Source organism: Allobaculum sp., assembly GCF_047010065.1.
GTDB lineage: Bacteria > Bacillota_I > Bacilli_A > Erysipelotrichales > Erysipelotrichaceae > Allobaculum > Allobaculum fili.
On the sequence record NZ_JBKXLD010000087.1, the window covers coordinates 1 to 9,747 of the forward strand.

General features: G+C 53.8%; 6 protein-coding genes. All 6 read right to left on the minus strand.

Translation table 11 applies throughout. The features are described from left to right. Positions 1–240 precede the first annotated feature (240 nt). A complete protein-coding gene (locus tag ACLUYS_RS07825; protein ID WP_230267849.1) occupies positions 241–1,908 on the minus strand; it encodes a formate--tetrahydrofolate ligase in 1,668 nt (555 codons plus the stop codon). Further along, positions 1,908–3,143 (minus strand): phosphoribosylamine--glycine ligase, encoded by a 1,236-nt coding sequence (purD, locus tag ACLUYS_RS07830; RefSeq protein WP_288339219.1) that lies wholly within the window; start codon positions 3,141–3,143, stop codon positions 1,908–1,910. Before purD ends, ACLUYS_RS07825 begins: the two co-directional genes overlap by 1 nt. Before the next feature lie 311 nt (positions 3,144–3,454). Continuing rightward, a complete protein-coding gene (gene purH / locus ACLUYS_RS07835; protein WP_230267847.1) occupies positions 3,455–4,987 on the minus strand; it encodes a bifunctional phosphoribosylaminoimidazolecarboxamide formyltransferase/IMP cyclohydrolase in 1,533 nt (510 codons plus the stop codon). A gap of 86 nt (positions 4,988–5,073) precedes the next feature. Next, positions 5,074–5,652: a phosphoribosylglycinamide formyltransferase gene (gene purN / locus ACLUYS_RS07840; RefSeq protein WP_412659544.1), complete on the minus strand. Its 579-nt coding sequence runs from the start codon at positions 5,650–5,652 to the stop codon at positions 5,074–5,076. Continuing rightward, complete coding sequence (gene purM, locus ACLUYS_RS07845) at positions 5,649–6,680, minus strand: phosphoribosylformylglycinamidine cyclo-ligase (protein WP_230267845.1); 1,032 nt, start codon at positions 6,678–6,680, stop codon at positions 5,649–5,651. The genes purN and purM overlap by 4 nt, the downstream gene beginning before the upstream one ends. 279 nt (positions 6,681–6,959) lie before the next feature. Further along, the coding region (locus ACLUYS_RS07850) for a phosphoribosylformylglycinamidine synthase (protein WP_412659545.1) at positions 6,960–9,747 on the minus strand (2,788 nt) is incomplete at its 5' end.

A 9,747-nucleotide genomic window follows, 5' to 3' on the forward strand; every position in this document is an offset into this window, starting at 1 on the left:
GAAGGAAACGATACCCTCGAAGACGAAATCGAAGCGACCGAAACCGAGCTGGCGATTGAGTGAGGCAGGTTTTCTTCCAAACGAAAAAATGCAGTTTCGCGGATTTTGCGTCCGTCGAAACTGCATTTTCTTTTTGCGTATTGAATTTGAATTCTTGGTCCCTTCGAAGATCGATTTCATCGAGGATCGGTTTCCTCGATCCAGTTTCGTATCTTCGTTAGGCTGCGAGAATTATTTGGCTTAGAACAGCCCTTTGATCTTGCCGTTTTCGTCGATGTCCATATCGAGCGCGCTTGGATGCGGCGGCAAACCCGGCATCGTCAGAACCTTGCCCGTCAGAGCAACCACAAATCCGGCGCCCAGAGACGGACGCAACTCACGCACGGTAATAGCGAAGCCTTTCGGTGCGCCCATGCGTTTAGGATCGTCGGTCAGAGACATCTGCGTCTTGGCCATGCAGACGGGCAGCTTGTCCCAGCCGTATTTCTTGAATTCTTCGATCTGCGCTTTGGCTTCGTCGGTGAATTCGACATGATCGGCGCCATACACTTTTTGTGCGATGGTCGTGATCTTGTTTTCGATCGAATCCTTTTCGTCGTAAAGTACGTGGAAGTCGTTTTCCTGATCGCAGAGATCCACTACCTTTTCGGCCAGATCGAGCGCGCCTTCGCCGCCTTTGGCCCATACCTGGGAAAGGGAGAGCGGATGACCGTTTTCGTTGCACCATGCTTCGAGTGCCGCAATTTCAGCCGGCGTATCGGATTCGAACTGGTTGATGGCGACAATGCACGGCAGTCCAAACTGATGGATCGTGTCGATGTGCTTAGCCAGGTTGGCACAGCCTTCCAGCATAGCCGGAATGTTTTCTTCCTTGAGATCTTCAAAGGCTACGCCGCCATGCTGCTTAAGAGCACGGATCGTAGCAACAAGAACAACGGCGTTTGGATGAAGATCGGCCAGACGGCACTTGATATCGAGGAACTTTTCCGCGCCGAGATCCGCGCCAAATCCGGCTTCGGTTACGACGTAATCAGCCAGTTTCAGCGCCGTTTTCGTTGCGATAACGGAGTTGCATCCGTGAGCGATATTCGCGAACGGGCCGCCATGAACGAGAACCGGGTTGTGTTCGAGCGTCTGTACGAGGTTTGGCTTCACGGCGTCTTTCATGACCATAGCCATGGCGCCTTCACACTTCAGATCACGGACATAGACCGGATCGCCGGAATGGTTGAAGCCGATGAGCATGTCGCCAAAGCGCTTTTTCAGATCCATCAGATCGTCCGCCAGACAGAGCGCGGCCATGATTTCGGAGGCAACAGTAATGTTGAAACCGTCCTTGCGTTCGATGCCGTTGACTTTGGAACCCATGCCGATTTCAATTTCGCGCAGGGTGCGGTCATTCATGTCGAGGCAGCGCTTGAACGTAATGCGATCCTTGTCGAGATCGAGTTCGTTGCCCTGATACATATGGTTGTCGATCATCGCGCAAAGCAGGTTGTTCGCGGTCGTGATCGCATGCATGTCGCCGGTAAAGTGCAGGTTCAGATCTTCCATTGGAACAACCTGAGCATAGCCGCCGCCAGCCGCGCCGCCTTTCAGACCGAAAACCGGACCTAAGGACGGTTCGCGCAGGGCGATCATCGTTTTCTTGCCTAAACGATTGAGGGCATCGCCAAGACCGACGGTCGTGGTGGATTTGCCTTCGCCGGCTTTCGTCGGGTTGATGGCGGTAACGAGAATGAGCTTGCCGTCTTTATTTTGGGAAAGATCGAGCGTATTCAGATCGATTTTTCCTTTCGTTTTTCCATACGGTTCAATTGCATCGAGATCGATGTCCGCTTTTGCGGCAATGACATCAATCGGTTCCAGGACGCATTCCTGTGCAATTTCCAGATCGCTTTTAGCCATTAGTCCAGATCCTTTCTTCCGATATCGTTTCGATAGAACAGCGCATCGGATTTCACATGTTTCAAGTCCGCGTACGTTTTTTCCATGGCCTCTTCGAGCGTATCCGCGAGGTTGACGAGCATGAGTACGCGGCCGCCGTTGGTGTACAGGTTTCCGTCTTCTTCTTTCGTTCCCATGTGGTAAATCAGAGAATCGGTATCTTCGAGGCCTTCAATCAAGGCGCCTTTGGTGGACGAAGCCGGATAGCCGGTGGAGGCCAGAACGACACCATGGCTCGTTTTGTCGGTCCATTTCAGTTCCGGTTTTCTGCCATCCATAACATCGAGAATCGCCTGAAGGAAGTCGCTTTCCAGGCGGCAGAGAATGACTTCGGCTTCCGGATCGCCGAAGCGGGCGTTGAATTCGATTGTCTTGATGCCGTCTTCGGTAACCATCAGACCGCCGTACAGAAAGCCGGTAAACGGAACGCCTTCGGCCTGCAGCGCTTTGGCCATCGGCTTCATGATCGCTTCCATCGTGGTGTTGACGAGCTCCGGCGTAATTTTGCGGACCGGAGAATAGCTGCCCATGCCGCCGGTGTTCGGACCGGTATCGTTGTCGCCTACGCGCTTGTGGTCCTGCGCGCATTCGAGCGGAACGACGAGATCGCCGTTAACCAGGGCGATCAGGGAAAACTCAAAGCCTTCGAGATAGTCTTCAATAACGACTGCATTGTCTTCGATCGCAAAGGCGATCTCCAGCGCTTCAAGCGCATCTTCGATATTCATGGCTACGGTCACGCCTTTGCCGGCTTTCAGACCGTTTTCCTTAATGACGATTGGGGCACCGTGTTCGAGCACGTAGGCTTTCGCGGATTCAAGATCGTGGAACGTTTCGTACGCCGCTGTCGGGATATCGTATTTTTTCATCAGCGACTTGGCAAAGTCCTTGGACGATTCCACCTGGGCTGCGCCCTGGGTCGGTCCAAACACTTTGAGATTGCGGGCGAGGAATTCATCCGCCAGGCCGGCAGCCAGCGTATTTTCGGGGCCGACAATGGTCAGATCGATGCCGTTATTTTGCGCAAAGTCCGCGAGTCCTTTTACGTCATCGGCTTTGATGTTCACGTTTTCGCCGATCTGTCCCATGCCCGGATTGCCCGGTGCGCAGTACAGTTTTTCGCAAAGCGGCGATTTGGAAGCGGCCAGAGCGAGCGCGTGCTCTCTTCCGCCGGTTCCAATGACGAGTACTTTCATAAAATCACCTCATATTAGCAGGATCTGCAGAAACTGCAGATAAGTTTTCATTTTAACCGCTCCGCCAGAACGCGGGACGGTCTGGTTTTCATTCAGATCAGACACTCTGTTCTGGAGACTCTCTTCTCACCTCTGGTTTTCTCCCGGTTTCGCTTTGGAAATTTGTCCGGAAAGACGATGGAAGACGGCCAGAATGAGAGACACAGGGAGCTGAACGCTTCAGTTCCCTGTGTAAATGGTAAAGGCAGCAGGCCGCGATCAAATCCTCGTCTGGCCCGGTCTGTCTTTGTGAATCCTAAGTTGAGTAAAGATTAGTGCTTGAAGTGACGGATGCCGGTGAAGACCATCGCGATGCCGTGCTGGTTGCATTCGTCGATGCTCAGCTGATCCTTGATGGATCCGCCCGGCTGAATGATGGCGGTCACGCCGGCTTTTACCGCTTCTTCCACGGTATCGGGCATCGGGAAGAAGGCATCGGAAGCCATAACGGAACCTTTCGCCTTTTCGCCGGCCTGTTCGATGGCGATTTTCGCCGCGCCGACACGGTTCATCTGTCCGGCACCGACGCCGATCGTCTGGTTGTCCTTGACGAGAACGATCGCGTTGGATTTCACGTGCTTTACGATGTTCCAGCCAAAGAGGAGCTGTTCGAGTTCTTCTTCGGTCGGTTTACGGGTTGTCGGGCATGTCAGATCTTCAACGCGCAGGCGATGGGTATCCATTTCCTGAACGAGCAGACCGTCGTTGACGTTCGTGTACTTGAGGGTGTTGCTGGGCTCGAGGGTGGTGTCGAGTTCAAGCAGACGGATGTTTTTCTTGCGAGTCAGAATTTCCATGGCTTCATCCGTAAAGCCCGGTGCAATGATGATTTCCAGGAAGATTTTGGACAGTTTGTCTGCAAGTTCCGCATCGACTACGTCGTTGAGCGCGACAATGCCGCCGAAGATGGAAACCGGGTCCGCATCGTAGGCTTTATCCCACGCTTCGTTGATCGTGGCGCCGATGCCGACACCGCAGGGGTTCATATGTTTCAGGCCGACTGCCGCTTTCTGGCCTTCGAAATCCTTGAGAACTTCGATGGCTGCGTTACCGTCCTGGATGTTGTTGTAGGAAAGTTCCTTGCCGTGCAGCTGTTTCGCGTTGGCCAGCGAATACTGCGGCTTCATGCCTTTGTAGAAGGCGGCCTTCTGGTGCGGGTTTTCGCCGTAGCGCAGATCCTGCACTTTATCGAAGGTGATCGTCATGCTTTCCGGGAATTCTTCACCGGTACGTGAAGTCAGGTAGTCAGCGATCATCGCATCGTAGCGTGCAGTGTGACGGAATACTTTGGCCGCGAGCTTTTCACGGGTATCGAGCGTCGTTTCGCCGTTTTCCTTCAGTTCATTGAGAACTTTGTCGTAGTCGGCTGGATCGCAGAGAACCGGAATGAAGCGGTAGTTCTTGGATGCGGAGCGCAGCATGCTTGGACCGCCGATGTCGATGTTTTCGATGATTTCGGCATGGCTTACGCCTTCTTTCTGTACCGTTTCCTTAAAGGGGTACAGATTGACGCAGACTAAATCGATGTCTTCAATGCCAAGATCGCGGATGGCTTTGACATGTTCCGGATTGTCGCGTACGCAAAGCAGGGCGCCGTGAACGGCGGGATGCAGGGTTTTAACACGGCCGTCCATAATTTCCGGAAAGCCGGTGACATCGGAAATCGAAATGGTTTCGATGCCCGCATTTTCAAGAGTCCGACGGGTTCCACCGGTGGAAATGATCTCGTAGCCAAGATCTTTTAATCCCTGGGCAAAATCGGTCAGACCGGTTTTGTCCGAAACGCTGATCAGTGCTCGTTTCATTTTTTTCTCCTTTATTTTTCTCGAATCAATCTCTGTTCAGGACAGTCGCTTCTGTCCTGAATTTTTGTGAATTTCTATTCGAAGACTCAGTCTTTTGCCGAAAGAATCTTTACGGCCTCGTTAATGCCTTTATAAAACGTCTCGTATTCCGCAGCGTGCACGGCGGTTTCCAGCTCTTCCAAGGACCAGTCTGGATTGACCGGCACTTCCTTCTGCAAGATCACCGGACCGGTATCGACGCCTTCATCAATGAAGTGCACCGTAACGCCGGTCACTTTCGCTCTGGCTTCATAGGCATCCTGAATGGCGTGCGCCCCTTTGAAACTGGGAAGCAGCGCCGGATGCAGATTGACGATGCGGCCTTTATATGCGCCTAGCAGCGTATCGGAGACGATTTTCATGTAGCCGGACAAAATGAGCAGATCCGGATTGTACGTTTTGAGCCAGTCTAAAATCTGTCGTTCGTAGTCGGCTTTATTTTCGCAGTCCTTTAAGGCGATGCATTTGGACGGCAGATTCCAGTTTTTCGCGCGCTCGAGCGCATAGGCGCCGGGCTTGTCGCAAAACAGCGCGTCGATTTTCACATCGAGGCGGCCGTCCTTCTGTGCTTCCATCAGGGCTTCAAAGTTTGTGCCCGATCCGGAAGCGAACACGACGGCGTTCATCGGTGGAGTTCAACCTTTCCGGAATCCGTCACTTCGCCGATCTCATACGCCGGCTGATCGTGCTCAGCCAGGATGGAAAGAATTTTGTCCTTTTCTTCTTCTGGAGCGGCGATCACAAAGCCGATGCCCATGTTGAAGACGTTGTACAGTTCCTGCTCGGAAATGGTCGAGCGCTTCGCAATGAAGTCAAAGATGGCCGGACGTTCAAACGAATTGAGATCGATGGAAACGCCAAGGCCTTCGGGAAGCATTCTCGGAATGTTTTCAAAGAATCCGCCGCCGGTAATGTGAGCCATGCCGTGCAGATCCGCTTTGCCAAAGAGCGCCTTGACCGGCTTGACGTAAATGCGGGTCGGTTCCAGAAGTACGTCGCCGAGCTTTCTTCCGCCCAGTTCTTCAAAGCTTTCGTGCGGATCGAGGTGGTTGTCCTTGAACAGCACTTTACGAACGAGCGAGAAGCCGTTGGAGTGAATGCCGGAAGACGGCAGTCCGATCAGGATATCGCCGGCTTTGACTTTCGTATTGGTCAGCAGGTTTTCACGATCGGCTGCGCCGACGCAGAAGCCGGCAATGTCGTAATGATGAATGTCATACATGTCCGGCATTTCGGCGGTTTCGCCGCCGATCAGCGCGCAGTCGGAAAGCTCACAGCCGTCGGCTACGCCCTTGACGATGCTTTCGATGACTTCCGGATAGTTTTTGCCTACCGCGATGTAGTCGAGGAAGAACAGCGGGGACGCCTGCTGGACGAGTACGTCGTTGACGCACATCGCAACCGCATCGATGCCGATGGTGTCGTGCTTATCCATTTCGAAGGCCATCATCAGCTTGGTGCCAACGCCGTCGGTTCCGGATACGAGCACCGGGTCCTTGAACCCGGCTGCCTTTAAGTCAAACATGCCGCCAAACGCACCGATGGAATCCATGGCGCCAGGCACTTTCGTGCGGGCAACATGGGATTTGATGCGGCGGACACTGTCGTAGCCAGCTTCGAGATCGACGCCGGCTTCTTTATATTGATCAGCCATTTTCATTTTCCTTTCTTTATTCCGTGAGGAAGGAATGTTTCGTTGTTGAAATTTTTCTGGTTACTCTGTCCGGGATTTCCTCCAGAAGACGATCGCTCGGATGGATCGCTTTGGTCAGCCGGACAGGAGGGCAGGCCAGCCGCCGGCCAGGGATCGCAGTTTGCGATGTCGGATATCCGGGTTCAAATCGGACAGGCACGCATTCTGCAATCTGCAGGACAGCAGCTTTTCTTTCTATTTTTTATGTGGATTATCGCAAGCGAGGTTTGCAGCGGAGGGCTAGTCTTTTTCCTTATGGGTGAAGAACCGGACGCCGCTGGCGAAGATGTCCTGATCGCGGTTTCCGGAAATGTTCTGGAACAGACCCGGTTCGTAGCGTTCGCTGTGGCCCATCTTTCCGAAGATCATGCCGTCTTTGGAAAGGACGCCTTCGATGGCGAGCATTGATCCGTTGAGGTTGTCTTCCACATTCATGGACGGTTCGCCGTTTTCATCAACGTACTGCGTCGCGATCTGGTGGTTGTCGATCATCTCCTGCAGCAGTTCAGGGTCGGCCATGAATTTGCCTTCGCCATGGCTGAGCACGATCGAGAACGTGTCGCCGGCATCGAAATCCTGCAGCCACGGAGAATTATTCGAGGTGATGCGGGTGCGCGCAACGCGGGAAACGTGGCGGTTGATGTCGTTGCGGAAAAGCGTAGCGAGCTCTTCGCCGTTTTTGTTCAGATCGCCAAACGGAAGCAGACCGGATTTGACGAGCGCCTGGAATCCGTTGCAGATGCCGAGAATCAGACCTTCGCTGGCACGCATCGTATCGAGCGCGTTTTTGATTTTTTCGTTTTTGAGAACGGAAACGATGAACTTGCCGGAGCCGTCCGGTTCATCGGCCAGCGAGAAGCCGCCGACGATCATGAAGATCTGCGCCTTTTCAATGGCTTTGGCCAGCATGTCGATCGATTCGTTAATGTGATCGACATCCAGGTTGTTGAAGACGATCGTCTGCACTTCCGCACCGGCGCGGCGGAATTTTTCCGCGGTATCGAATTCGCAGTTCTGTCCTGGGAAGACCGGAATGACAACGAGCGGTTTATCGTATTTCACTTTGGAATAGCGCTTCTCAGAAGAATAGGTTGAAACGGCTTTGGCTTTCTGTGCGTCTTTTTCTGTTCTGGCGGGCGCTTCAGTCGGATAGAGACGGGCGTAGCGTTCGCTCCAGGCGGCATAGGCCTGCGCGAGGCTTTCCGTTTTTTCATTGAGCGTGATGTCCTGGGCTTTGGTCGTATGGCCTAAAAGAATCCAGTTGTCGCGGTCGATGTCTTCCGTCGTTTCGACAACAATCGAGCCGATGCCAAATCCAAACGGATCGTCGACACTGGCATTGACGCCGATTTCGTTGCCAAACGCCATGATCGCCAGAGCGGCCCCGACACCGCCATCCTTGACGATGCGGGCTGCAGCGATATGGCCGTTTTCGTTTTCTTCCTGAATGGAGGCGAAATTGTGCTTGAGCTGTTCGTAGTTCGGGCTGCCGTCCTTTTCAGGAATATGACGAACCAGATAAATCAGATGACCCGGTTCCTTAAAGGCGGAAGAGATCACATGATCGGTATCGGTAACGGCTGTGGCGAATGTGATCAGCGTGGGCGGAACGTGAATATCGTTGAACGTACCGCTCATCGAGTCCTTGCCGCCGATGGCCGGCGTTTCAAATTCCATTTCGGCTTTGACCAGACCGAGCAGCGCCTGCAGCGGATAGCCCCATTTGTCTGGATCGAAACCGAGACGTTCAAAGTATTCCTGATTGGACAGACGGGCAGTGAGCGGATCAAAGCCGAGCGCGCTCAGACGGGCGAGGGCTTCGACAACGGAGTACTGCGCGCCAAGCCATGGCGAGAAGCGGGAAAGCTTCGGATCAAAACCGTAGGTCATCGCTGAGCACGTTGTCGTAAATCCGCGTACCGGCAGTTTCTGTACGGAACCGATTTCCGGAGTGTGCTGCGTCTTTCCGCCAAACGGCATGAGCACGGTGCTCTTGCCGATCGAAGCATCGAACATTTCGGAAAGACCGCGCTGGTTTGCGGTATTGTCTTCGGCGAGCGCTTCATCAAGCGTTTTCTCACTGGAAACGAATGGATTGCATTCGCTTTCGCCTTCGAGAATGGTGACATCAACTTTCTGACGGACACCGTTGGTATCGAGGAAGGAACGGTCGAGATCGACGATCGTATCGCCTCGCCATTTCATAACGAGGCGGTTTGTATCGGTTACGGTGGCGACCTGAACGGCGTTCAGGTTTTCCTTTTCGCATTCTTTCAGGAAGGCTTCTTTATCTTCGGCAGCAATGCAGACGGCCATGCGCTCCTGACTTTCGGAAATCGCCAGTTCTGTGCCGTCGAGGCCGGCGTATTTTACAGGTACCGCATCGAGATCAATATCGAGGCCGTCAGCCAGTTCGCCGACTGCGACGGAAACACCGCCGGCGCCAAAGTCATTGGCTTTCTTGATCAGACGGGTCGCATCCGGATTGGAAAACAGACGCTGCAGCTTGCGCTCCATAAGCGCGTTGCCCTTCTGTACTTCGGACGAGCATGTATCCAGAGACTGGTCATTGTGTTCTTTGGAAGATCCGGTCGCGCCGCCGATGCCGTCGCGTCCGGTTGCGCCGCCGATGTAAATGATCACATCGCCCGGCTGCGGCTTTTCGCGTTTGACATGATTTTTCGGGGCGGCACCGATGACACCGCCGACTTCCATGCGCTTGGCGGTATAGCCGGGATCAAACAGTTCTTCAACGTAGGTGGTCGCCAGACCGATCTGGTTTCCGTAGGAGGAATAGCCTTTGGCCGCGGTTTTGGAAATTTTGGACTGCGGCAGCTTGTGTTCGAGCGTATCAGCAAGCGGTGCGGTAACATCGCCGGCACCGGTAATGCGGACGGCCTGATAAACGTAGCTGCGTCCGGAGAGCGGGTCGCGGATCGCGCCGCCGATGCAGGTGCTGGCGCCGCCGAACGGTTCGATTTCGGTCGGGTGGTTATGGGTTTCGTTTTTGAACATGAGCAGCCAGGGC